The sequence below is a fragment of the Pseudoalteromonas sp. S2721 genome (genome assembly GCF_005887425.1).
Lineage (GTDB): Bacteria > Pseudomonadota > Gammaproteobacteria > Enterobacterales > Alteromonadaceae > Pseudoalteromonas > Pseudoalteromonas simplex.
The window spans coordinates 24,131-47,862 of record NZ_PNCZ01000066.1; the positions used below are offsets into that span (position 1 = coordinate 24,131).

General features: G+C 39.3%; 22 protein-coding genes. 12 read left to right on the forward strand and 10 right to left on the reverse strand.

Features of this window, described 5'->3' with window-relative positions; all coding sequences use genetic code 11:
* The 4 genes from CWC02_RS18775 to CWC02_RS18790 form a co-directional block, all read right to left on the reverse strand.
* The gene (locus CWC02_RS18775) at positions 1-2,463 is read right to left on the reverse strand and encodes a type I restriction-modification system subunit M (RefSeq protein ID WP_138619764.1); all 2,463 of its coding nucleotides are present in this window, start codon (positions 2,461-2,463) and stop codon (positions 1-3) included.
* A gap of 32 nt (positions 2,464-2,495) precedes the next feature.
* Positions 2,496-2,735: an HTH-like domain-containing protein gene (locus CWC02_RS18780; protein ID WP_138619765.1), complete on the reverse strand. Its 240-nt coding sequence runs from the start codon at positions 2,733-2,735 to the stop codon at positions 2,496-2,498.
* Positions 2,736-2,814: 79 nt separating this feature from the next.
* On the reverse strand, positions 2,815-3,234 hold the full coding sequence (locus tag CWC02_RS18785; protein ID WP_138619766.1) for a hypothetical protein: 420 nt from the start codon (positions 3,232-3,234) through the stop codon (positions 2,815-2,817).
* 14 nt (positions 3,235-3,248) lie between these two features.
* On the reverse strand, positions 3,249-3,893 hold the full coding sequence (locus tag CWC02_RS18790) for a hypothetical protein (RefSeq protein WP_138619767.1): 645 nt from the start codon (positions 3,891-3,893) through the stop codon (positions 3,249-3,251).
* A 228-nt stretch (positions 3,894-4,121) separates the two neighbouring features.
* Here CWC02_RS18790 and CWC02_RS18795 point away from each other — a divergent pair, with 228 nt between their 5' ends.
* Genes CWC02_RS18795 through CWC02_RS18810 form a run of 4 tightly spaced genes read left to right on the forward strand, consistent with a single transcriptional unit; the run spans position 4,122 to position 9,301 of the window.
* Positions 4,122-6,143 carry an AAA family ATPase gene (locus CWC02_RS18795; protein ID WP_138619768.1) on the forward strand — a complete coding sequence of 674 codons (2,022 nt, stop codon included), beginning with the start codon at positions 4,122-4,124 and terminating at the stop codon, positions 6,141-6,143.
* A 58-nt stretch (positions 6,144-6,201) separates the two neighbouring features.
* Positions 6,202-7,158, forward strand: a complete 957-nt coding sequence (locus CWC02_RS18800) for an HNH endonuclease (RefSeq protein ID WP_138619769.1) — start codon at positions 6,202-6,204, stop codon at positions 7,156-7,158.
* A gap of 4 nt (positions 7,159-7,162) precedes the next feature.
* A complete protein-coding gene (locus CWC02_RS18805) occupies positions 7,163-8,137 on the forward strand; it encodes a helix-turn-helix transcriptional regulator (protein WP_138619770.1) in 975 nt (324 codons plus the stop codon).
* Between the two features lie 60 nt (positions 8,138-8,197).
* Complete coding sequence (locus tag CWC02_RS18810) at positions 8,198-9,301, forward strand: cell division protein FtsZ (protein ID WP_249364139.1); 1,104 nt, start codon at positions 8,198-8,200, stop codon at positions 9,299-9,301.
* A 69-nt stretch (positions 9,302-9,370) separates the two neighbouring features.
* Here the strand turns inward: CWC02_RS18810 and CWC02_RS18815 are convergent, their stop codons facing one another.
* The gene (locus tag CWC02_RS18815) at positions 9,371-9,733 is read right to left on the reverse strand and encodes a hypothetical protein (protein WP_138619771.1); all 363 of its coding nucleotides are present in this window, start codon (positions 9,731-9,733) and stop codon (positions 9,371-9,373) included.
* A gap of 786 nt (positions 9,734-10,519) precedes the next feature.
* Positions 10,520-11,350 carry a DUF4365 domain-containing protein gene (locus CWC02_RS18820; protein ID WP_171043873.1) on the reverse strand — a complete coding sequence of 277 codons (831 nt, stop codon included), beginning with the start codon at positions 11,348-11,350 and terminating at the stop codon, positions 10,520-10,522.
* A 761-nt stretch (positions 11,351-12,111) separates the two neighbouring features.
* On the opposite strand from CWC02_RS18820, the gene CWC02_RS18825 reads away from it, so the two are divergent.
* Complete coding sequence (locus tag CWC02_RS18825) at positions 12,112-12,588, forward strand: hypothetical protein (RefSeq protein WP_138619773.1); 477 nt, start codon at positions 12,112-12,114, stop codon at positions 12,586-12,588.
* Between the two features lie 72 nt (positions 12,589-12,660).
* Here the strand turns inward: CWC02_RS18825 and CWC02_RS18830 are convergent, their stop codons facing one another.
* Complete coding sequence (locus tag CWC02_RS18830; RefSeq protein ID WP_138619774.1) at positions 12,661-13,866, reverse strand: anhydro-N-acetylmuramic acid kinase; 1,206 nt, start codon at positions 13,864-13,866, stop codon at positions 12,661-12,663.
* Positions 13,867-14,125: 259 nt separating this feature from the next.
* Here CWC02_RS18830 and CWC02_RS18835 point away from each other — a divergent pair, with 259 nt between their 5' ends.
* From CWC02_RS18835 to CWC02_RS18845, 3 genes are all read left to right on the forward strand, one after another.
* Complete coding sequence (locus tag CWC02_RS18835; protein WP_138619775.1) at positions 14,126-16,861, forward strand: TonB-dependent receptor domain-containing protein; 2,736 nt, start codon at positions 14,126-14,128, stop codon at positions 16,859-16,861.
* Between the two features lie 159 nt (positions 16,862-17,020).
* Complete coding sequence (locus tag CWC02_RS18840; RefSeq protein ID WP_054553473.1) at positions 17,021-18,016, forward strand: hypothetical protein; 996 nt, start codon at positions 17,021-17,023, stop codon at positions 18,014-18,016.
* On the forward strand, positions 18,006-18,239 hold the full coding sequence (locus tag CWC02_RS18845; RefSeq protein WP_054553472.1) for a helix-hairpin-helix domain-containing protein: 234 nt from the start codon (positions 18,006-18,008) through the stop codon (positions 18,237-18,239). Before CWC02_RS18840 ends, CWC02_RS18845 begins: the two co-directional genes overlap by 11 nt.
* On the opposite strand, the gene CWC02_RS18850 is transcribed toward CWC02_RS18845, so the two are convergent.
* Together CWC02_RS18850 and CWC02_RS18855 are read right to left on the reverse strand one after the other, a co-directional pair.
* On the reverse strand, positions 18,236-19,078 hold the full coding sequence (locus CWC02_RS18850; protein WP_138619776.1) for an SMP-30/gluconolactonase/LRE family protein: 843 nt from the start codon (positions 19,076-19,078) through the stop codon (positions 18,236-18,238). The genes CWC02_RS18845 and CWC02_RS18850 overlap by 4 nt on opposite strands.
* 11 nt (positions 19,079-19,089) lie before the next feature.
* Positions 19,090-19,524: a hypothetical protein gene (locus CWC02_RS18855; RefSeq protein WP_054553470.1), complete on the reverse strand. Its 435-nt coding sequence runs from the start codon at positions 19,522-19,524 to the stop codon at positions 19,090-19,092.
* Between the two features lie 166 nt (positions 19,525-19,690).
* On the opposite strand from CWC02_RS18855, the gene curA reads away from it, so the two are divergent.
* From curA to CWC02_RS18875, 4 genes are all read left to right on the forward strand, one after another.
* On the forward strand, positions 19,691-20,722 hold the full coding sequence (curA, locus tag CWC02_RS18860; protein WP_138619777.1) for an NADPH-dependent curcumin/dihydrocurcumin reductase: 1,032 nt from the start codon (positions 19,691-19,693) through the stop codon (positions 20,720-20,722).
* 46 nt (positions 20,723-20,768) lie between these two features.
* A complete protein-coding gene (locus CWC02_RS18865) occupies positions 20,769-21,386 on the forward strand; it encodes a glutathione S-transferase family protein (RefSeq protein WP_138619778.1) in 618 nt (205 codons plus the stop codon).
* Positions 21,387-21,449: 63 nt separating this feature from the next.
* Positions 21,450-21,947 carry a GNAT family N-acetyltransferase gene (locus CWC02_RS18870; RefSeq protein ID WP_138619779.1) on the forward strand — a complete coding sequence of 166 codons (498 nt, stop codon included), beginning with the start codon at positions 21,450-21,452 and terminating at the stop codon, positions 21,945-21,947.
* A gap of 124 nt (positions 21,948-22,071) precedes the next feature.
* Positions 22,072-22,767 (forward strand): class I SAM-dependent methyltransferase, encoded by a 696-nt coding sequence (locus tag CWC02_RS18875; RefSeq protein ID WP_138619780.1) that lies wholly within the window; start codon positions 22,072-22,074, stop codon positions 22,765-22,767.
* A gap of 1 nt (position 22,768) precedes the next feature.
* Here CWC02_RS18875 and CWC02_RS18880 read toward each other — a convergent pair whose 3' ends face one another.
* Positions 22,769-23,671, reverse strand: a complete 903-nt coding sequence (locus CWC02_RS18880) for a diguanylate cyclase (protein ID WP_138619781.1) — start codon at positions 23,669-23,671, stop codon at positions 22,769-22,771.
* Positions 23,672-23,732: the final 61 nt, after the last annotated feature.

Below are 23,732 nucleotides of genomic sequence, written 5' to 3' on the forward strand. Positions count from 1 at the left end.
TTACAACTCCAAGCCCATTGCTTTTAAGTGGCCTGCGACTTTATCGCTAAGGTCATCAACAGATTGCGCTAGGGTTGGTAGTGGCGTGCTGTAGCGTTCCTCCAGTTGTTTAACCCGATTTGCCATTTGTTGGGTAACACGTTCAATCTCACCAACTATATTGGCTTGCAGTGTTGCTAGCCATTTGTCATCGACAATAAGGGTTTTGATTTCATCAATAGTGAGTTTTGGATATTGGTTAAATACGCTTAAATCGAGCGCTTCTTGTGCTTCTTTCACTGCTTTTTTCGCAGCCGCTTCACCGTTAAACAGCTTGATTGCTTGTTTCAGTGCTTTAACTTCATCAGCATCGGTTGCGAGCTTTGCTCTGGCGGCAACGCTGGCTTTGGTGATTTTGTCTTTATCGTTGAGGGCCTCAACTAATAAACCATCTTCACTGCCATGTTCCTCAAGGTAACTTTCCAGTGCTTGAGTGGCTTCATCTTGTTTGGCTTGCAGGGAATCAACTTGCGCTTGCTGGTCGGCAAAGTAACGGGCAACGATTAAGCTAGGTGGGATAATCTCGGCTTTGTACTTTTTCTTGTTGATAATTAAGTCTGGCGTTTCTTTGAGCTTTTCGCCCTTGGCAGCAACTAACTCACGATGGGTGTTACCTGCTTGCCAATCGTCCTGCACCAATACATACACATCGTCCTGCATGGTATCGGCCCAGTAATCCATCAGAATTTGGTAAATATCGTATTTGCTCAATAGGTCGCTATTGGCATAGCTATCTAGCAAATTCTCGGAAATGTTAAAGATAAAGTTTTTCGGATTATCTCCAACTTTGATTTCTTTAAGTTTCGCCTCAGGTATCCACTGTTTAAATGGCAATAAGCTACGGGCGGCAAAGTCTTTAAATTCTTGGTGAGCCAAAATGGTACTTTTAACTTGGTTAGCTTCAACCAGTGCATGGCTATAGCCTTCACGTTTTGGCTCGAATAATTTTTCACGGATGCTAGGGAATACCTGCCAGTAATGCTCAAGTGCATCAATATCACAGTTTGGAATACCGCCTTGCAGGTGAGCGCTTAAGTCGTGTAAATCTTCTGGCTCAGATGAGTCGATATAACGCGGGATGTTAAGGTTGTAATCGTTAGCGGCAATTTCATCAATTTCCACTAAGCGGCTGTAACGCTCAAGCTCTAAGCCTTTGTTAAATACATCAACAATTTTATGAATGTCTTGGCTACGCAGTCGGTTTTTGTTGCCATCTTTAATGAAGCCTTTGCTGGCATCAATCATAAAGATTGGGCGACCTGATACGGTTGGTAGTGTTTCATTACCTTCGTTAAAGCTCGTCACTGCTTTTTGCGCGTGTTCTTTATCAATCACGATAATACAGGCAGGAATACCCGTGCCGTAGAACAAGTTGGCAGGTAAACCAATAATGCCTTTGATGTAACCTTGTTTGATGAGGTTTTCACGAATAGTAGCTTCAGCATTACCACGGAACAATACACCATGCGGTAAGATCACCGCGCCTTTACCTGTGCTTTTTAGGCTTTTAATAATGTGCAGCAAGAAGGTGTAGTCACCGTTTTTCTCTGGCGGAATGCCCCAAGTAAAACGGTTATATAAATCGTTTTCTGGGGTTAAGCCACTGGTCCAGTTTTTATTTGAAAATGGAGGATTGGCAACCGCAAAATCAAATGTTTTTAATTGGTTAGGGGCATCTTTCCATTGTGGGTCAGAAAGTGTATTACCTTTCCAGATCTTAGCGGTGGTGTTGTTATGTAAGATCATGTTCATACGGGCAAGTGCGCTAGTCGCGTTATCCATTTCTTGTCCGTATAGGGTTAAACCACGTTCAGCTTGGTCGCTGGCTTTTAATAACAATGAACCTGAGCCGCAAGTAGGGTCGTAGGCGGTGGCATCTTGAGGTGTGTCTTCTTTAATGCCTACCACTTTCGCCAGAATTTGCGACACTTCCGAAGGCGTATAAAATTGGCCTTTAGATTTACCTGATTCTGTCGCGAAATGACGCATTAGATATTCGTAAGCGTCACCTAATAGGTCATCACCGCCAGCACGGTTAGAAGATAAATCTAAGCCTTGGAAAATACCAACCAGTTTGGTTAGGCGATCTACCATTTCTTTGCCTTTACCGAGCTTGTCTTCATCGTTGAAGTCGGCAACGTCTATTACGCCTTTGAGGTCATTTTCTTCGGCAAGGGCGGCAATGATCTTATTAATTTTATCGCCAATTTCTTTGTCGTTTTTGGCGGCTATCATATCGTCATAGCTTGCGCCTTCTGGCACGACAATCATGCCGTATGGGTCGCCTTTGTATTTATCGCTAACGTACTTCATGAAAAGCATGGTTAGCACGTAGTCTTTATACTGGCTGGCATCCATACCGCCACGCAGTTCGTCACAGCTTGCCCATAATGATGAATAAAGTTCTGTCTTTTTAATTGCCATGTGTGTTCCTTTAAATCCTTGTGCCTGAGCGGTTAGAGCAAGTCGGTGTTTAAGCCTGCGGCTTTTAAACGGTGAGTGAGATTACGCATTTTAGAAAATTCAGTACCAAAGCTGGGTTTAAGGCCAACGCCTTCGCAAAACTCTTTAGCAGTCATGCCTTTTAAGCTATCTGCGTATTTGATCATTTGCAGATGCAACTCAGTGGTGTACTGATTGCGAGGCGCATCATCTAATGCATGTTTGATATGGTCGAAGATCGCTTGCTCGTTCATTGAGGCTATTCTTCTTTGTGATGGTAATTTAGCTAATTTATATAAATTAGCTAAAGCACAATTTTTTATTTCTAGGTCGTTATTCAAAGCCATGTGTAGATAGTGTAATCGTAACAGTCGCATCAAACTCATCGTTAATACTTGGAAGCCTCTCTTTGACTTTGAAGAACTTCGAATCACTATTTAAGTACCACGAATCTTCATTAGCAACTTTCTGAGTTTTAACTGAACCATCTTGGAACTTATCTAGGGCTTTGGAAAACCCAGATTGAACACCTAGGTTAAATGCTTCTAGTATAAGGTTATCTATCTCTGTTGATGCCTCATCAGGTGATACCTGAGATAATAAACCTAATTTCTTCTTTAACTCTTCAATGGCATTATCTACACCTTTACATTCTGAGTCTAGAATGCCTTCCTCCCTTAGCTTTTTTATTACGAAATTTTGGCCTATTTTATTGTACTTGGCTCCATGTTTACTACTTTTTCTTGATTCCATTAATGCGTCCTTTTTTAATTTTTTACCCATATATTTGTTAAGTTTTTTGTATCCATCATATCGTTGATTTCGATTAACTTGAGATAGGCTTTAATTTTTTTTGATTCTGAAGTCGATTTACCAAGCTTTGAGTTGGCCATTGAAACAGGGGTACAATTGATATAGTGAAAACTATCTAAGCGGGAAAGCACTTTATTTAACACATCAGTAGAAATTGAAATGTTAAATAGCTTTGCTAATTGCTTAGTAAGTGGCATTTCGACTATTTCTCTTTCATACCCATCACTAAAGTTAATTTCTTGTCCATAATCACCATAACTTTCTAGGTCTAGTTCTTTTGTTGTGCATATGTAAACTTTACCTTCGTCGCTATTTCGCCAATCAAGCATTTCAAATAAAGCTAAAGCAATCTTGATATCTAGGGGTTGCAAATTAGGGTTAGAAATTACATTTGATGTGTAATGTTCGTATCCCTCAGGTGCTTTATCAAATGCAAATTCATCGCCGTTATTATGTTTTGTACATCTTTGCAACAGGGGACGATGAACATATACCTCACCTCGGCTCATATACTCTTTTGAAAGCTTGGAGTTTTTATGCTTATTTTTCAGATAAACAGGGTTATCCAAGGAGCCTATATTTGTGTTTTCTATTTCCATTTCTTTCACTTTAAAGTTTGTTTAAACGTTTCAAAAAATGTGAGCCCACTTTTTCCTATCAAAAACAAAAACTTGATTAAAACATGATTGTAAAAAATAAAAAAGTGAAGTTACATTAAATATAACTGTTTATTATCAATTAGTTACCAATTGGTATTTTACGTTAAAACTTTTGAGCATAGCGAGCGACAATACACTTACTAATTTAAAAGAAGGTAGGTATATAGTATGAACTCAGCACCTCTATTAAAACGTATTGTGACACACTTTACTACTGCATTATTAAAAGAATTCGACATAGAAGAGCTTTCGCACGATAAACTATTTAAAAAAGCTCTATGTAGCATTTCTGGCTTTAATTATGCTAACTCACAAGGTTTAGATGTTGTCGATTTGATAACACGAATAGATCATTTAGCAATAAACACAATGCCTAAAACGTTACAAAAAAATGTACATGTATTTTGTAAAGCGTTTGGACTTCCAAAAGCGGCTACTCCTCTAGTTATTTTCTCGTGCTGTATGACGCTTAGTAAGCCATTACGCGAACTTGTTGATTATTTACGTGATGATTACGCGAACGTTATTGCAGAAAAAATAGCTCACGTTCTTGATATTGATGATGCACTACTCAATAAGCAAATTGGGTTAATTATTGAATCTGGTATGTTTTCAATGGATATGGAGATATTTGCAGGGGAAGATGAGTTTTTAATATTACCAAACGTAATTGCTAAAAGCCTGATTGAAGGTAAGTTAAAAAGTGAAAGTGATATTTTATCTAGTTTAGTAACCCCCTGTGAGGCTTCTGAGCTTAGCGCTACTGATTTATCTCACTTAGATTTAAAAACGTTACTTAAAGCTACTCAGAATGCAACTAATACCGCTGGGCAACCACTGAGTATTTTACTTTATGGTATTCCCGGTTCCGGTAAAACTTCATTGGCGCAATATTTAGCAAAAGCATGTAGTTCGCAGTTGCTTATGGTGCAAGCTAAAGGTAGTGACTTAATAAACCCAACAAACGAACTTGATAGTAGAAGCGCAAGCTCTGAGCTACGCTTAGAGCACTTTAATATAGTAAGTAAGCTAGTAGCAAAGCGTAAAAAAACAATGCTGTTACTAGATGAGTGTGAAAACATTTTTGAGCGTGATTTATTTTCAAAAAGTTTCTCAAAAGAGTTGCTTCATAGCTACATTGAAAATCAACCTGTGGTGAGTATTTGGATAACTAATCATCTAGAAGACTTACCTCAAAGCGTTATTAGACGGTTCAATATCGTTTATGAAATACCTGAGCTAAGTAAAACAACCAAAGAAAAAATGATTGGCAAATATGTTAAAGGCTTGAACGTGGGTAACAACTTCATAAATAAGTTAGCAGCTCAACGAAATTTGCTGCCAGCCCATATTGCAAAAGCAGTACATGTAGCTAGGTTATGTGGATTTAAAGCACACACTGCGCGTGAATGTATTGAAGAGAACATTCAAAATACCTTAACAGCATGCGGCTTTTCAACTCATGAGCTGACTTATCAAGCAGAGCAAAAGTTTAATCCTAAAATGGTAAATATAGAGTCTGAATATGCATCTCTCGAACAGGTAGAAGAGGCTGTAATAGAGTTTTCGAGTTCACGAACTTTACTAACTGGTCCGCCGGGTACCGGTAAAACAGCCTTTGTAAATTATTTATGTGAAAAAGCTGATTTTAAACTCATCTCGGTCAAAGCATCTGACTTATTAAGCAAGTGGGTTGGCGAAAGTGAGCAAAATATCGCTCAACTATTTAAACAAGCTACACAGGAGATGAGTGCAATATTTATTGATGAAGCAGATAGTTTGCTATGTAGCCGTGAACAAGCGACGGCAAATTGGGAAGTGCAACTAGTTAATGAATTATTATGTCAGATGGAGCAATTTCAACTCCCACTTTTTGCAGCTACTAACTTCGCTAAAAACTTAGATAAAGCAGTAATTAGGCGATTTGATTTCAAGTTAAACCTAGCTTATCTAACACCCATACAGTGCAAAGGTATGTTTAGGCAGACACTGGGCAGAGGTGTTTTAAAAAAGACCGTTATAAATGAATTGTTTGGGTTATCAAAGCTCACACCGGGTGATTTTGCCATTGTAAAGAGGCAAATGAAGTTTTCGAAACGTCGTATGACTCAAGAGAGTATGCTGTCAATTTTGAAAGAACAAAATGCTCTCAAAGGTGGTTCAGAACGCAAGATTGGATTTGTTATTTGAATTTACAACAATGACTTAAATAGAAGTATTGATTTTAATATTATTAGGAAACAGAATTATGAGTGATAAAAAAATATCAGATTCACCAGAGTCAATAAAAGTTAAGAAATTAAAAAAGGAGGCAAAACTAACAAAAGGAAAAAAATCAAGAAGAACGCCTGATTTATCTAAAAGGCCTGCGGCTAATAAATGGCTTAATGCTAACCCTCAAGTCCGTAAAATAGCATTAGAAATAATAAAATTTTGTGATCAGTTTAGAGTTCCAAATATTGAGTACGGTTGGTTTAATCGATCTTCTAGTCATGTTTTTAAATATGGAAATGATTCTGTTGGAGCTAGGTTGGGAATTAGATGTAAGAAAAAAGGCTGCACTCTAACTGTCACTCTTCCAAAGTTGGTGACGTTACCTAAGAATATCCAACATCTGTTCAAGTTAGATGACAATGAACTGAAGTATAAAGCATTTTTTGAAGTAGGTCAGAATCATAAAGCTAATTACAATGAATTATTAAAAATAGTAGAAACAAATGTCATTACGCCACTTGCTAAAATTGACACTAGTTACGAAGATGAACCAGAAAAATATATTAATGAATTTATTAATGATTTCGACAAATTAAATGGACTTACTGAGACGGAACGAGATGCGCTTGTTAAGACAAGAATAGGGCAAGGGAAGTTTCGAAAAGCTTTAGATAACTTATGGGGAGAATCCTGTGCTTTAACCGGTTTAGAGTGTAGAGATTTACTCCGAGCTTCACATATCAAAGCTTGGCGCGATGCCGAGGCCCATGAAAGAATAGACCCATACAATGGTTTATTGCTTGCGGCACATTTAGATGCGTTATTTGATAAGGGCTTGATAAGCTTTGACCCAAATGGCTTAATCTTGATAAGTGATGAATTAAGCTCAAAAGATCTTGAGAAGTTATCACTTAGCAAAAACATGAAAATTTCTATGTGTAAGGAAACTAAATCATATATGAAACATCATAGGAAAAAATATAAGTACTAATATAATGATCTCCCAGCGCCATTTAGCAATTCTAGAGCTTGTGCCTTCAAAGCCAAGCTCCATCTCTGTAACCCAACTGAAACAAAAACTTTTTAATAGTGGCTTGAACCTCTCCACTCGTATGCTCCAACGTGATCTTCAGTCTTTATACGAGCAAGGCTGTTTTGGCCTTGAAAAAGATACGAGAACAAAACCTTATGCATGGTCTATTAGTAAGGGCTGGCGGGGAAGCTCACAGTTACTCAGTACTGAGCTTGCTCACCATTACTTATTGCTTGAGCAGCTTTTGCCACAGAATATTCCTGTGGATATTAAACAAGCAATTCATGCTAAAGCTGATATTGCATTACAGCGACTAAATGGCAACAAACCTGAGTGGTTAAACCTGAAAAGTAATAGATCGATTAAGGTGAATGTTGATAGCAGGGTTGTTGAACAAATCGAGCATGCAATAACACATAATCGTTCAGTTAGTGCTGAGATTTATCGCGTTTTATATGATCAGGCACACTGGTTAGCTTTTCCTGAACTTAGCTTCTATGGTCTTGAAGAAGACAATGGCATTCTCATGGCGCAGTTTATGGTAGGGACGCTACATGACAAGTGCTATCAGATGCCGGTTTATCGTATTCGTAATGTGAAGGTACTACAAAAGACACGGCGTGTACCAAATTTAGAGCAGTTAAGCTCATTAAGATCTGCAATTAATAAAGGAAAGCGTCAGGACAGTATTAACTTGATTATCAAAGTGCCGTCTCAATCTTCATTGAATCAAGGGTTTGTGCAATTTGGTGAGTTAATAGAGCAGAAAAAGTTAGATGATCAAACATCACTGCTTACATTCAATGTGCAGGACACAGAGCAATTAACAGATGAACTGTTTAGAGCATCACATTGGCTTGAGGTAATAGAGCCTCAAGCTGTACGCAGCAGAATCATTAAAAAACTAAATGAGGCTTCAAACACTTATAACTTGTGATTTAAGGTGCGTCAAAAATTGACGCACCTTGTTGTTATGCTCTTTAAAAAATGAGGAGCAATGATGTTTGAGTTAGTTGAAAATTTAGATGGCTTGTCTATTGGCGTATTTGGTATTGGTGGCTGCGGTTGTAATACCGTCAATACTATTTTTAATGAGGTTCAAAACCCGCAAACTAAGTTTTACTGCGTTAATACTGATAAGGTTGTATTAGAGCACTCTCAAAGTGATGACTTTGTGTTGATAGGTGCTGAGCTTACAAACGGCTATGGCGCTGGCGCAGACCCAGCAATAGGGTTACTCGCCGCACAAGAAAGTGAAGAACAATTATTAACGCTTATCGAAAGCTGCGATATTCTCTTATGCGCAACTGGCTTAGGAGGTGGCACTGGCACAGGAGCTAGCCCATACATAGCTAAGTTAGCCAAAGATCTTAATAAGCCCGTAATCTGTATTGCAACATTACCCTTTACCAGTGAGGGGGATTTTAGGCGAAAAGTAGCTGAGCAAGGGCTTGATGAATTAAAACAGTTCGCTAATGCTGTCGTCACTTTACCAAATGATCAACTTATTGAGGTGCTTGGTAATGACATTGGCTTATTTGATGCCTTTAAGCACAGTAATCAAATTTTACATTCTTTAATTACCTCACTCATCGATATGCTGTGTTATCAGGGATTAATTAACGTAGATCTGCGTGACTTTCAAAGAGTAATGGACGCCCAAGGCGATGCTGTATTGGGGGTTGGAAAGTGTGCAGATGAAAGCGATTTACAAATGGCTCTTACGCAAGCCCTGAGCAACCCTCTGGTTAGCAGTGTTGATATGAGCACAAGTACAGGTGTTATTGTACAAATTAATTGTGTCGATGAGATTTCATTAGGTAGTTACAACACCATAATGGATACAGTACGTCATCAAGTTAGCCCTAACGCAGTGGTTATTTGTGGTGCTTCTAAAATTACGAGTTTGGCGAATAACTTTGAAATACTCATCATAGCCACAGGTGCAAAAAGTCAGTTAATTCATGCCAAAAACATAGATGAAACAATACCTAAAGTAGAGCAAACAACAAAAGCTAAAGCTGTTGTATCTAGTCAAAGTGATATTTTTGATATTCCGGCTTTTATACGCAGTCAATCACCAGCCCCCCTTGGTAAGTAGTTTTACAGGGTTGCCACCAATTTAGCTCTGCGTATCTGTACTCAGTTATTTGGTAGTATTTTATTTGTTCTAAATACTACCAAAGCAATTGTAATGAGGATCAGTAAAGAACCTAACATTTGTATCTAGAAAAGAAAAATTAGCTTTTATCTTTTTAACTATATGCTTTTTAAACAAGCTTTTGTCTAAATATACGTATGAGGTATTTTGCTCAGTATTAAAAACAACTCGACCTCTGGGAAAGTTGTAGTAGTCAGTGTTATCTAGCATTAGACCAAACAATTGATAAATATTATTATCTTCCCACTCAACTTGGTGTTGCAGTGTACTATCAATAAATCCAAGTTGATCTGGCTTTAAGTCGATAGCACTTTGAGCTTTAAAGACTAATGTGTTTTCAGCAAACCAAAAGATGCCAACTTTGCTATTCATGAAGGGCTCCTAAATTTATTTTTCCCGACATTACTCGGTTAAGTCCAATTTAGAATCCTCTAATAAATTATTTTTTACTCAACCACAAAAAAACGGATGAAACTATAAATTAAGTCAAGTGGCTTTCATAAATTAGAGGGGCTGAAGTAAGGCAGCGCGTTTAGGGTAAAGACGAGTTATATTGATAACTCATCGATCGACAAAAATGAGTTAGAGTATTTATTCAGAACGCCCGCATAAGGGGCTGATAATGTTTAGCTAAAATAGTGAAACATAGCGGAGCCAAACTTTAGCAGCCCCATGCTTAATGCGTTTGTTATGTTTTACTTAAACCACACCCTAATAAATTTAGGAAAATAATTAAGAGGAATAAAAGTACAAAAATAAAATATTGCCAAAGGAACAAATATAGCTAGTGCAGGCAACTCCTTATTACCCGAATAGAGCTAGACCTGATAGTAGAACACCAAAAACCGTAACTAAGATCCAAATACCTTCAACAATGCTATTTCGTTTATCTTTTGAGTGTTTATAAAAAACACAAACCATTGCCCCGATAAAAACTATCGGAGTATAAAATAAGTGAAAATCGGTTGTGAAAGAGAAGTAGAATAAAAAGCACCCTAGAAATCTTGTTGTCCAAGTTTTTATATTGCCGATAAAATCCACCCGTACCTCTTTAAAACATAATGCCGCACTGAGCAAACTAAAGTAGTGGGTTAAAATGTGAAACGAAGCGAAATATAACTCACTGTTTTAGTCAAGTTTAAGCCCTTTCTATATGCTTTAGTTATTATTGACTATATAAGCTAAATCACTATGATATGGATGCTCTTTCCATCGTTGCAATACATCGAGTTTAGAATTATGTTTTAGAGATCGAATATAAGTAATCGCTAGATTTTTATATACTTCAAATACTTCAACTAACTTGGGGTATTCGATCAAGCGATCATAAAAGTTATCTATAATTTCATCAAAAAATTCGCAATTTTTGACAGTATCCATCTCAAAGCAAAGGCTATCGAAATTTTCAATAAAATCATCATCACAACCAATTGTATTCATATTGTATTCTTTTTCTTGAACATCATAAAAAGGCAATACCCCTTCTTCGAACTTCTCGTTAACCTTTTTACTTTGAGCCTCCAGTTTTTCAATATTTTTCAGCGCAGGAAGTAGCCTAAACTCTTCTTTATGTTCCTTAGTTAAACAATCATTATCTGAAAAATTGAGTGTAGTTTTTTTTTCTTTACTTTTCTCAGCTTTTTTTATCAACTTATCAATGGATTTTGTATTAACTATTTTCCAATATATCTCTGGAACTTTAGTAACGTTGATAATTCTTGCGACTATGACGGGTTCTTCCATCGCCTTCCAATACTTCAGGTTATCTAAATGAAGGCTGACTGATTTTTTATTACTTTGAGTAGATTTTATCTGTACAGCTATGAACTTCCCTATTGCGTTATGTTTTGGATTACATATCTCAACTTGAGCATCTAGTCCAAGATCAATATCTAACAACCGACAAGGCCAGCCAAAATATTTAGTTACCCAGTAAGCAAAATAATACTCGCCAATATCTCCATTTTTATTCTTTAAAGCGTAAATCAAGTTATTATCCCTAATTAATGTGGTAATCGACTATTGCATATAACATTATAGTATTTATGCAACTCGCAGTTTGTGTTGAATGATCGCTAGTTGGACTGAGCCGCTACCTACTCGCTGTGTTAGAGTTGGTGTTGTTAATACTATGGGAGTTTGCTTTTTAGAAGCTATCATTTTCCTTGCTAGTGCTATGTAAGCTTTCCCTGCATTTCTCAGCGCTTAGTATGTATTCATTACACCTAAATTTGCCTTAATAAGCAATTAAATTTTTACGCACACATAGGCCGCTAGCCCGAGTAATTAAGCTGATTAACTAATTGATTTTAAGCAGCCACCTAGATGGTAACTCCCCGCACTTAGTTCAAAGTCACCCCTAGAGCATTTGTGTTAGCTCCTTTTGGGGCATTTTCGAGTTACGAAACGGCACAAAAATGGCTGGTTTCAGATTAATCCAAACTGAGCTTTGTATAACTCTAAGACTTTATATTTTCATTATGGTTTTTCTATAGCTTTGGGGCAAATATACAGCTGTCATGCCTTATCAGAAAACCCCAAATATCGACATTTCCCTCGGCCCTAAAACCCTTTACATACAAGACTTTCTATTCCAATCTTGTCAGAAACCATTCTAGTTTTGGAACAGAAAGAACAACTTTTCTCTGTTTCTAAAATATATAATCCGCAATATGACAATAGTCATAATTCTGTCATTTAACTGATCAATAATTGACGCTAATTTAATCACCTAACGTAATGAAGAAGTAATGGACACTGCCTTGGTGCAACTTTCGTTTGCACTCCCCTCTAGTGAAGATCCTTTGTGTGCAGCACTTGCACATACAATAGAATACGAACACCTTCACTTTGCTGCTGATGACGACGAATATGTTACTTTTCGTTGCGTACTTCCTGCTGATGCCCATGTAGGTGATGTGATCTCTATCAGTGCAACACGTCCAAATGCACGAGAATCTGCATATTTTGTAGCGCACACGCTAACACAACAAAATTTAGATCAGCACGTTATTACGCTTACATTAGAGAACGTTACTCACAGTGGTGAATTTGTATTGCAATTAATGCTGCACGGCATGCATGCCACGCTTAAAGACAGCGCTCAGTTTGATGTCAGTATTGCAGCACAAAAATCACCCGAGTTATTGACTAATGAACATGCTAAAAACCAAGGCTTACGCCATTACATTAGTAATATGGGCGCAAGCTTATTGGCTTTTTTTTAGAGCATTTTGACCTTTGTAAATTGAAATTTGTTCACTCTAGGGGCGATTTAATCGCGGCGCGAGATTTGTAACCTAGTCTGCAAAGCTAATTTTACCCATGGTAATATCGGGGATCCCTTGCTCGGTATTACCAAAGCGTTGTAGCCCACCCGACAAACATTCGTTTGCTAAAATAGCAAATAACACGGCCTCTTTTGCATCTGGGTTTATACCCAACGAATCTGTGTTATTAATCACAGAAAGCGCTGGGCAATTAGCTAAAATAATGTTCATTAATAATGGGTTATGAACCCCACCACCACTGGCGTAAACAGCCACATCGGTTAAGCCTTCGCTGCATTGGTTAATTGCTTTAGCAATCATTAACCCTGAAAACTGCACTAAGGTTGCCATCACATCAAAGTGCGATAAGTTCTGCGTATTTGAGCGTGCTTGTGCCGCAGCTAAATAGGCTAGATTAAACACTTCTGGCCCCGTGGTTTTAGGAAACCCTAAAGCAAAAAATGCATCATTACATAGCGCTGCGAGTAAAGCCTCATTGACCGTGCCTTTTGCAGCAATAGCGGCATCTTTATCATAATGAAGTGGTGTAAAATAACGCTGCACGTAAGCATCCATCATCGTATTACCTGGGCCAATATCAGAGCTAAAAACCGCACGTGCATCTGCAGATTTAGGTAAGTAGGTTAAGTTTGCAATGCCACCCATATTAAGCAAAATGCGGTTTTCGCTGGTACTTGTGAAATACAAGTAGTCACCATATACCGCAAGCGGTGCGCCTTCGCCACCCGCTGCTATGTGCTTTTGTCTAAAATCACCTATAGTAGTAATGCCAGCAGTCACAGCTAAGTGATCGCTATCACCAATTTGCAGTGTTGCATTACCATATTCAGGACGTTTATGTTGGTTTTTAGGGCAGTGATAAATAGTTTGTCCGTGGCTGGCAATCACATCTACACGCTCTTTTGCCACGCCCCAGCTAGTTAACGTTTTTACGACCATGTTGCCATGTAATTGACCAATCCAAGGATTAAGTAAAGTGACTTCTTCGAGGTCACATTCGCGCTTGGCGAATACTCGCTTTATACGGGCTTTATAATCATCGTCGTAATCGACCGTAGTGAACTTTACTACTTCGACATGAGTATCCATGCCCTGCCCTGATACTTCGCATAGCGCGATATCAAGACCATCTAATGAAGTACCACTCATCAGACCAATTATTAATTTTTTCTCTTTTTTTGCGCTTAAATACAGTTTTTCAATATGTTGATGCATAAATAAATCACTTAAAATCAGCTTATTAAATGTAAATAAGCGGGTTGATGGCTTGGAATAGTTTATATTTTAAAATAATAGATTTAAAGAATAATTATTGCAAAGACTTTTAAATTGCTTTAAAACTGTACCGGTGGACTCCCCAAAAAGAGAACACACAAGCATCATAACAAAAAGTATGACTCATTAAATTAACTAAATGGTCTAGGTCAGACACCAACCTGCATTGATTTAAATGATAAAACGCAAGGGAATCATCATGAAAGCAAATACATCAACGGGGCATCGCTCACTTTTGCTACTCTCACCTTTAGCTCTCGCTGTAAGTTCAGTAATTAGTTATGCCCATGCAGAGCAAAGTACTGAAGCAAAAAAACCTGAAGTGATTACCGTAACAGGTTCACGTATTCAACGTACTGAGTTGGTCTCAAGCAGCCCAGTAGTTAGCGTTGATGAAGCGCAAATTCACCTAGACCGTGCAGTGAACGTTGAAGATATTACCGCAAAACTGCCACAAGCTGCGGCGGGTGCCAACAGCACAGGTGCTACAGTCGGCGACTCATTTGGTTCATCAACCATCGACCTACGCGGCCTTGGTCAAAACCGCACATTGGTACTTATTGACGGTACTCGTGCGGTACCATTTAGTTTTCGTAACTCGGTTGACGTGAACACCATTCCAGCCGGATTAATTAAGCGCGTAGATGTATTAACAGGTGGTGCAGCAGCAGTTTACGGTGCTGATGCGGTAGCCGGTGTTGTTAACTTTGTTTTAGACGATGATTTTACTGGCGCTGAGTTCTCAACCAGTTACGAAAGTGCCGATGGCGGTAACGAAAAGCTTAATTTTGAGGCTATTTTTGGCGGTGATATCGCAGATGGTCGCGGCCATGTAACAGGCTATATTGGTTATACCGAGCGAAAAGAGCTATTAGCCGGCGAGCGTAACTATGCACTTGAAAACTCAACGGCAATGATCAACAGCGGTGGCTATTATACAGACATTGCATCTGGCAACAGCATAGGTATTGCTGATTCGGGAGCTGTAACAAGTGAGCGTCAAACAACTGATTTCACCGCTGATCGTTATTTAACTCAACCGATGGACCGTTTTTCTGCGGGCTTATTATTTGATGTTGATGTAAGCGACAGTGCCATTGCCTATGGTCGCGCAATGTATTCTAAAGTGACCGTAAATGGTGCAGGTGCCAGTGGCCAAACACCGATTTTTGTTAACGAGCAAGTAACCCTAACGCAAGACAACGCGTATACTCCAGATGAACTACGTGACCAACTTACGTTTGATAGCGAAGGCAATGCCCTCGTAAATGTTGAGCGAAACCTAGGTCTGGGTGTGCAACACACCGAAGCGGTACGTGATTCAATGCAATTTCAGTTGGGTCTAAAAGGTGATTTAACTGACTACTTACGTTATGACGTATATGGCCAGTATGGCAAAACGGACGAAGTAGCCACCATATACAACAACGCATACCGTAATGATAACAGCGGTAATAGTCGTTTTGCTGCCCTTGCAAATTCAGTGGATATTTTTGATCCAAACCTTGATTTCAGCGACTTTAGCGATCCGCTGCTTTATACCACTCGCGACCGTACTCAAAGTGTGATCTCAGCAACACTATCGGGTGATTCTGGGTTCTTATTTGAATTACCAGCCGGTGCTATCGATTTTGCAATCGGTTACGAATACCGTAAAGAAACCGGTAAACAAACACCGGGCGATGCATTTAGAAACGGCACCAGCTTTGCATCCATTAGCGCATTTGATATGGATGCAAGCTTTAGCTCTGAAGAGTTTTATGCTGAAATTTTAGTGCCTATCTTAGTTGATAAACCGTTTGCTGAAGAGCTTAGCTTTGAAGGTGCCTACCGTATTTCTGATTACTCAAATACCGAAGCAGAAGACACTTACAAACTAGGTATCAACTGGGCAATAAACAGCGACATTCGTATTCGCGCCAACCGCTTAACCGCATTTAGAGCACCTAACTTAGGTGAATTTGCCAGCCCAATCACAGCGCTCTCGTTATCGTTATTTGACCAAAATAGCGACCAGTTTGTGCCACGACTAGCAGGGCGTTATAACGGCGATCCATGTTTACTGGGCACCGGTGATGCGGCTCAATGTGCTGCGTTTGGTGCGCCGCCTGTTGGCACCGAGTTTGATTCAAGTACCGCAGAGTACACCTATGGTGGTAACCCGAATATTAAACCTGAACAAGCCGAATCAGACACCTTAGGCATTGTTTACACACCTAGCTACTTAGAAGGCTTTGATTTATCACTCGATTACTACAGTATTCGTGTAACAGATGCGGTGAGCCAAATTCAGCCAGGTGCGGCACTACAAAGCTGTTATGTTGATGACCCGAATCCGAACAACCCATTGTGTGGTGCGGTACTTCGCGATCCAAACACGGGGTTTATTAGCACAGCCATCGTTAATGACTTTAACTTAGCCGCCATTGAGCAAGAAGGTATCGACGTTGCAGCAAATTATGTGATTGATGCACCTGAGCAAATGGGTGGTCGTTTTAGATTCTCGTACCAAGGTAACTTTGTTACTAAACAAACCCGTCAAAACAACAGCACAGTGCCTGAAGTTGACTGTAAGGGAACTTACGGCAGCGCCTGTTCGGGTGACTTTGCGAGCATTTTACAAGCTGACTACAAACATCGCGCAAGCATTGATTGGCAGTTAGATAACATGAACTTCCAACTTGGCTGGCGCAGAATAGGTGAAGTAGAGTATGCTGTCGACCGTTCAGAAACAATCTCAGCACAAAATTACTTAGATTTTGCTGCTGCATGGCAAGTTAACGAGGAACTTGCTGTTAACTTTGGTGTCGATAACTTATTAGATCGTGAACCACCAACACCTGAGGTAGGCGCAAACCACTTTAACACCGTGAGTGATTACAGTGTGATTGGCCGTTCAGTCGGTGTTTCACTGAGATATGCCCCAAGCTTCTAATTAATCCTACTGTTTTAGCTACACAGGATTGATCCCCTCAAGCGCACCCTGCCCGGTGCGCTTTTTTATTTTAGAAAGTACGAATATATCCAGAATAAAAAGGGACAGCGCATAGATTGTTGTTTAAGATATAAGCAGTAAAACTGCAAGGAAGGTGTTATGCTCAAATCAATAAAGTCAAAAATTCCATTTATTTTCCTAATCAGTATTAGTCTTTTTTGGGGCATTTATTATCAGGGAAAGCATCCACTAAATGACTTTGGCAAAGCAAATTTTGAATGGTTATACCTGCTTGATGCACTGATAGTATTACCTGTACTTTGCTTAATATTAATTAAAAATAAGAAAGAAGCGGCTTTTAAAGCATTGATGATGTGCTCACTCGCTATTTTAGTGGGGAGTTACATTATTCCCGAACAAAACAAATTTTTAATGAATTACTTAGAGCAAGGTCGTTACGGGCTTTTAGCTTTGATTGTAATTTTAGAGCTAAGTGCTCTCATTACTGTGTACCTGGCAATAAAATCCGCTTTAAGCCAGCAGACAGATCCTGATATAGCTATCGAACGGCCAATTAACAAGCTTTTCAAACAAAGTGCTATTGCAAACTTTTTATGTTTCGAAACACGGATGTGGGCTTTCTTTTTTTACGCTAAACACATTAAACCTAGTTATTTCACTGGTGAACAGCATTTTAGTTATCATAATAAAGACGGTGCACAAGCTAACTTACTTGGCTTTATTTTTATTATCTTATTAGAACTGCCCATGATGCACTTCTTCATACACTTTGTGTGGTCATCAACAGCAGCAAACATAATCACTGGTTTAACTATATTTAGCCTTTTATTCTTCATTGCAGAATACCGAGCAGTTGCAAAGCGCCCTGTTTCTATTAGTAAATCGCAACTCATTATTCGCTATGGGCTCTATCCTGCTTACAATATTGCTTTAAAAAATATCAAATCCATTGATTTAAATACCGACTTTATTGCACGCGCTCGTTCAATCAAACGTTACAACTACTCTGGCTACCCGAATATTAAAATTAAGCTCAATGAACCTATGGGTGATATTAACACTGTTTTCCTGGGGCTAGATGACCCTCATCAGTTTATAAACGCAATGAACAAGGAACAAAAACATGCCATTTAACGAACAAGAACGCAGCGCGCTTTTAGCACTCAAAGGTGTCGGACCAACGGTTATAAAACGGTTCGAAGAAGTTGGGATTGAATCGTTTGAAGACTTAGCTGGGTTTGATGCCAACACTATTGCTGAGCGAGTAGCGTCGATGCTGCATTCAAATTGCTGGAAGAATAGTCCGCAAGCAAAAGCGGCAATCACCGCTGCTATTACGCGAGCAAAGCAAGGCTAAAGCTCAATCACTTCGATTGCCCCGCGCTTTTGCATGGTGACATACACTTTGTTTTGCGTCTCGTTGAAAGCCAAATTCGTTGGATGCTGGCCTTTTAATTGATAGCTATTTAAAAGCTTGCCGGTAGGCGAGACTTCAAGTACCTTCCCTGCGCCATAACGAGTAATAAACACATGCCCTTGATTATTAACGCGCATGCCGTCTAGGCCATGATCAGCAAATTTAATCAAAACTTTTTTATTACTAATGTTTAAGTTGTCATCTAAGTCATATTGCCAAACGATTCGTTGCACACTTTCGTTCACATATAGCTTGGTATTGTCGTTATTAACCGCTACTCCATTGGTAGTCCCCATTTTTTTTTCGAGTAAATGGGTGCTGCCATCCGCATTAATACGCCATAGCTGACCCGTTTCGTTCGCCCAGTTAGGGTCACTTGCAAACAGCGCCCCACTTTTGGTGATAGCAATGTCATTGGGTTGATTCATCTTGCTATTATGGGCGAACACTTCTGCTTTATTGCTGCCAGCAGGTACTTTTAAAATATTGTGGTTAACGTAATCGGCAATAAATAAATTACCTAGTGAGTCAAACTGTAAGCCATTACCAACGCTGTCATTCGGTAACCGCACAAACAACGATGTTTTGCCCATGTTATCTACGCGGCCAATCGTTCCTTGCTGGGCATAGTTCACCGCGTATAGGGCACCGTTATACATGGTTGGCCCTTCAATGCCTTGCGTGAACACGTTATCTTTAACAAAGTCTTGGCTATCAACAGCAAAACCTAACGGTGAGCTTAAAAGTAGTGTTATTGCCAGTGGCTTAGGTAATTTCATGGGCCTGCCTTTTACTCATCTAAACTCGTGTATACCGCTAAAATGGGGTATTCATTTTCACCAAAAGATAAAGTCAGTGAGCGCTTTTCACCATCATCTAACTTGATACCTTCATCAAAAGCTAACGGGTGTAAGCGACGCCCATCGGCAAATAAAGCCATAATATGGTCTGCTTGTAAGATACGCGATCCTGATGCTTTGTTTTCAACAGTTACCACAGCTAATCGTCGGCCGCTTTCACTGCTCATCGAAACACTGTGAACAATACTAAACTCACTTTGCTTTGGATAACGTCTTGCGTCGTTTTCAAACGCAAATACGTTTCCTGGAGTGATAGGATCAACCGATAAAACACTTGTATTAGCATGCGCACTCCTTGCCATAAAACCCGCAACAAGCGTAAAAGCTATAAGAGAAATACCTTTCATATCAATTTGTTTCGCCATTTGATTATTTTTCCAGCATACACCTTTACACTATACCGTGCAAAATGGATTGTCGTTTGAATGAAATTATCATTTTCTACTCGGTAACAATTTCGCCATTGATTTCTAATTACATGCCCGCACCTATTTATTAAACAGGATTTAAAACAATTCATAGGAGATAAGTATGACTGAAATTAAAAACCGTCAGTATATTCTTGAATCACGTCCAACAGGCCCTGCAACAGAGAATAACCTCGTTTTAAAAACATCTACTCTTGCCTCACCTAAACAAGGTGAAGTTTTACTAAGAACAATTTATTTATCTCTTGACCCTTATATGCGAGGCCGTATGAGCGATGCAGAATCATATGCTGACCCTGTTGAAGTTGGCGATGTGATGGTTGGTGCGACAGTGTGTCAGGTGGAGCAATCAGAGCACCCTGATTATAAAGTAGGTGAATGGGTACTTGCCTATACTGGTTGGCAGGAGTATGCGATAAGTAATACAGAAGGACTGATGAAGTTAGGAGAAAGTCCAGATACTCCTTCCTATGCACTCGGTATTTTAGGTATGCCAGGGTTTACTGCTTATATGGGACTACTAGATATTGGTGAACCAAAAGCAGGCGAAACAGTGGTTGTAGCTGCAGCAACAGGGCCGGTTGGAGCAACCGTCGGTCAGATAGCCAAATTAAAAGGTTGTAAAGTCGTTGGTATCGCTGGAGGCTCACAAAAATGTAAGCATGCGATTGAGAACTTAGGGTTTGATGCATGCATAGATCATAAAGCCGATAACTTTGAAGAACAGCTTAAGGACGCCTGTAATCAAGGTATTGATGTTTACTACGAGAACGTCGGTGGTCATGTTTTAGATGCGGTACTGCCTTTACTTAACACAAAAGCACGAGTCCCACTATGTGGATTAGTATCACAATATAATGCAACTGAGTTACCGCCAGGGCCTGATCGCCTATCTATGTTGATGGGCTTAATTCTTAGAAAACGTATTAAAGTACAAGGCTTTATTATCTTTGATGATTACAGCGATCGTTACGGTGAGTTTGCACAAGATATGCAACAATGGCTGAACGACGGCAAGATAAAATACAAAGAGCACCTTGAAACTGATTTCGAAAATACTCTAAACGCTTTTAACGCCATGTTAAATGGTGAAAACTTTGGTAAAACCGTGGTGCAAGTTCAGCAGCCAATTTAAAAATTAGGCGCAACAAATAATGTTGCGCCACTATTAAGGATAACAAATGATTAAATTACACCATTTAAACAAATCACGCTCTAAGCGGATTATTTGGCTGCTCGAAGAGCTTGGCGTTGATTACGACATTATTGCCTACCAACGTAATAAAGAGACATTTTTAGCACCTGATGAGTTAAAACAAATTCATCCTCTCGGTAAAGCTCCTGTGATTGAAGATAACGGTAAAGTAATTACTGAATCGGGTGCGATAACTGACTACCTAATAACTCAGTATGGCAAAGGTAAGTTTATGCCAAACCAGCAAAGTGAGAGTTACATTGATTATCAACAATGGCTCCATTTTGCTGAAAGCTCAGCAATGGTGCCTTTTTTATTAAAACTATTTATTACAAAAGATGGCTGTAAAACTAACTTCATTGCTGATTATGCCGACCATGAAATTGGTAAAATACTCAGCTATGTTAATCAACATCTGAAAGGTAGAAAGTACTTTGTTGATGACAACCTTACTGGCGCTGATTTTATGATGTCATTCGTCATAGAGAAAGTCGCTGAGTCTGGCATACTGTCTCATTTTGCAGAAATAGAGCGGTATTTCGAGCGATTAAACACTTATGAGAGCTATCGCACAGCAAATGAGTTAGAAGCCAAATACGGATAAAGACAAGCAAAGGAATACTCCAATGCCTTCGCACACACACTTACAAAACTCCAAAGGATAAGCGTGATTACACTTCGAGACTTCGTAGAGTCAGATGCAAAACAACTTGTTGCAATTCTTAACGACATGGATGTTACACAATACCTATCAACTAAAATCCCCTCTCCTTATAGTTACGAGGATGCTCAGTGGTGGATTAATGAAGGTAGTCAAAGTCAGCTCATTAAAGCCGTTATATTTAACGATAAACTTATTGGATGCGTGAGTGTGCACCCAGGCGAGTTTGAATTTGATCGCTCAGGTGAGTTAGGTTACTGGCTGGCAAAAGAGTACTGGCGGCAAGGTATCACTGTAAAAGCTGCATCTATGCTACTCGAAACAGTATTCTCTAAAACGAAAATCGCCAGAGTGTTTGCTTACGTGTGCGAAGATAATCCTGCCTCAATGAAGGTTCTGCAAAGATTAGGCTTCGAACAAGATGCAGTTTTAAAAAACGCGATGTTCAAGAAAGGACACTTATTTAATGCGCACCTTTTTTCATTGTTAAAACCTAAAAATTAAGCAAATGAGTATGCATACATCACCATATCATTTGAATGCCCTATTAAGTAACTTTTAAAGTTTCCTAAAATAAAGTAAGCTAACCACTTCTGTAACATTTAAAGTTACCTACTAGGTTTTTACTATGCAACAACACGAAGTCACCGCCTTATTTGATCAACAAGCAGCTAATTATGATTCACAATGGCAAAACATGGCCCCCATTAGCCAGGCCTTGTATTTTATGATGACACCTTTATTCAGCAAACTACCAAGCAATGCGCATATTCTTTGCGTTGGAGCGGGTACCGGGAATGAAATTTTGCATTTAGCACAGGCATTTCCCGCATTCCGCTTCACCGCTGTCGAACCCTCGACTGAAATGATCAAAGTATGCAAACACAATCTAACGCAAGCAGGGTTTGCACATCGCTGCCAGTTTCATAATGGCTATGTAGATTCACTCAAAAACTTGATGCCCTTTGATGCGGCAACAGCCGTGTTAGTGTCGCAGTTCATAATTGAAGAACCTAAACGAGTGGCATTTTTTGCAGATATTCACAAACGTTTAAAAGCTGGTGGAGTACTTGTCAGCGCAGACTTAAGTGCCAATCAAAGTGGCGAAACTTACCCAGAGCAGCTTAGCCACTGGTTAAGTGTTATGTCATCAGCTGCAGTCAGCCCTGAACAAATTGAAAGAGTAAAACTAGCTTATGGAAATGACGTTGCTTTAAAAGAATCTCAAGTCATCGAAAGCATCATTGCCGAGTCAGGCTTTACGGGCGTTTACCCGTTTTATCAAGCAGGGCTAATAAAAGCATTCACTGGTGTTAAAGCGTAATTTAAGCCACAGACACTCGATTGCGGCCTGACTTTTTAGCCTGATACATAGCTTCATCGGCCCTCTCGATTGCTGTTTCAATATTATCATCGGGGCTTATCAGCGTTACGCCAAATGAGCCTGTAACATTAATGTGATTATCGTTGCTAATGTCGATTTTTAAAGCCTCAACGCCAGCTCTTAGCCGTTCAGAAAATGACTTAGCATCATCAAGCTCTGTTTGTGGTAAGCAGACTAAAAACTCTTCGCCACCATAGCGATATAATTGATCGTATTTTCTTAGCTGAGATTTAATGCATTTCACGAGGGCTATTAACACCTTATCGCCCGCAGCATGACCAAATTCATCGTTTACTTGCTTAAAGTGATCAAGGTCGATCATTATCAGTGCGCAGCTTAGTGATTTGCGCTTACACAGCTCGTGTTCTTTTTGCAGGTTTTCTAATAAGTTCGTACGATTTGATGCACCCGTTAAAGGGTCGCGTGTGTGAAGCACTTCAGTAAACTCATCGATAAGGCAGTCAAATAACTCGCGTAATCTATCTAAATCCGCATGAAATTGGTCTAATAAGTTTACTGGAATAACAGTCTTAGACTCTTTTAACGACAACAAGACTTTCGCTCCTTGATGCATTTTTTTATGTGCAGAAGCGATTTCAGAAAAGTGAGGGTGAAGCTTTATGGTCTGATCAGGTAGCTTATTAAACCACTGCCCAAAGCGACAAAAGTTATGAGCATTATCTGCTAAATCTTGTTCATTTGCGGGAGTATCTGCAATTAGACACCTTAATAAGTTTTTATACCATGACTGGTGCCACTCCATAGCTTGCTCAATTTCTGCAATCACATCTTCGAGCTGTGTATTCGACAATGAACTAATACCTTGTCTGTTAATTTGATGCATGGCCAATGAAGGGACTTCCGCTTTATTATTATTATCTAAAACAGTACCTAAGGAATGTTAC

Bases quoted from the DNA above. Each gene is read 5' to 3' on its own strand.
- CWC02_RS18775 (WP_138619764.1), bottom strand. From the start codon at position 2,463: ATGGCAATTAAAAAGACAGAACTTTATTCATCATTATGGGCAAGCTGT.
- CWC02_RS18780 (WP_138619765.1), bottom strand. From the start codon at position 2,735: ATGAACGAGCAAGCGATCTTCGACCATATCAAACATGCATTAGATGAT.
- CWC02_RS18785 (WP_138619766.1), bottom strand. From the start codon at position 3,234: ATGGAATCAAGAAAAAGTAGTAAACATGGAGCCAAGTACAATAAAATA.
- CWC02_RS18790 (WP_138619767.1), bottom strand. From the start codon at position 3,893: ATGGAAATAGAAAACACAAATATAGGCTCCTTGGATAACCCTGTTTAT.
- CWC02_RS18795 (WP_138619768.1), top strand. From the start codon at position 4,122: ATGAACTCAGCACCTCTATTAAAACGTATTGTGACACACTTTACTACT.
- CWC02_RS18800 (WP_138619769.1), top strand. From the start codon at position 6,202: ATGAGTGATAAAAAAATATCAGATTCACCAGAGTCAATAAAAGTTAAG.
- CWC02_RS18805 (WP_138619770.1), top strand. From the start codon at position 7,163: ATGATCTCCCAGCGCCATTTAGCAATTCTAGAGCTTGTGCCTTCAAAG.
- CWC02_RS18810 (WP_249364139.1), top strand. From the start codon at position 8,198: ATGATGTTTGAGTTAGTTGAAAATTTAGATGGCTTGTCTATTGGCGTA.
- CWC02_RS18815 (WP_138619771.1), bottom strand. From the start codon at position 9,733: ATGAATAGCAAAGTTGGCATCTTTTGGTTTGCTGAAAACACATTAGTC.
- CWC02_RS18825 (WP_138619773.1), top strand. From the start codon at position 12,112: ATGGACACTGCCTTGGTGCAACTTTCGTTTGCACTCCCCTCTAGTGAA.
- CWC02_RS18830 (WP_138619774.1), bottom strand. From the start codon at position 13,866: ATGCATCAACATATTGAAAAACTGTATTTAAGCGCAAAAAAAGAGAAA.
- CWC02_RS18835 (WP_138619775.1), top strand. From the start codon at position 14,126: ATGAAAGCAAATACATCAACGGGGCATCGCTCACTTTTGCTACTCTCA.
- CWC02_RS18840 (WP_054553473.1), top strand. From the start codon at position 17,021: ATGCTCAAATCAATAAAGTCAAAAATTCCATTTATTTTCCTAATCAGT.
- CWC02_RS18845 (WP_054553472.1), top strand. From the start codon at position 18,006: ATGCCATTTAACGAACAAGAACGCAGCGCGCTTTTAGCACTCAAAGGT.
- CWC02_RS18850 (WP_138619776.1), bottom strand. From the start codon at position 19,078: ATGAAATTACCTAAGCCACTGGCAATAACACTACTTTTAAGCTCACCG.
- CWC02_RS18855 (WP_054553470.1), bottom strand. From the start codon at position 19,524: ATGGCGAAACAAATTGATATGAAAGGTATTTCTCTTATAGCTTTTACG.
- curA (WP_138619777.1), top strand. From the start codon at position 19,691: ATGACTGAAATTAAAAACCGTCAGTATATTCTTGAATCACGTCCAACA.
- CWC02_RS18865 (WP_138619778.1), top strand. From the start codon at position 20,769: ATGATTAAATTACACCATTTAAACAAATCACGCTCTAAGCGGATTATT.
- CWC02_RS18875 (WP_138619780.1), top strand. From the start codon at position 22,072: ATGCAACAACACGAAGTCACCGCCTTATTTGATCAACAAGCAGCTAAT.
- CWC02_RS18880 (WP_138619781.1), bottom strand. From the start codon at position 23,671: ATGCATCAAATTAACAGACAAGGTATTAGTTCATTGTCGAATACACAG.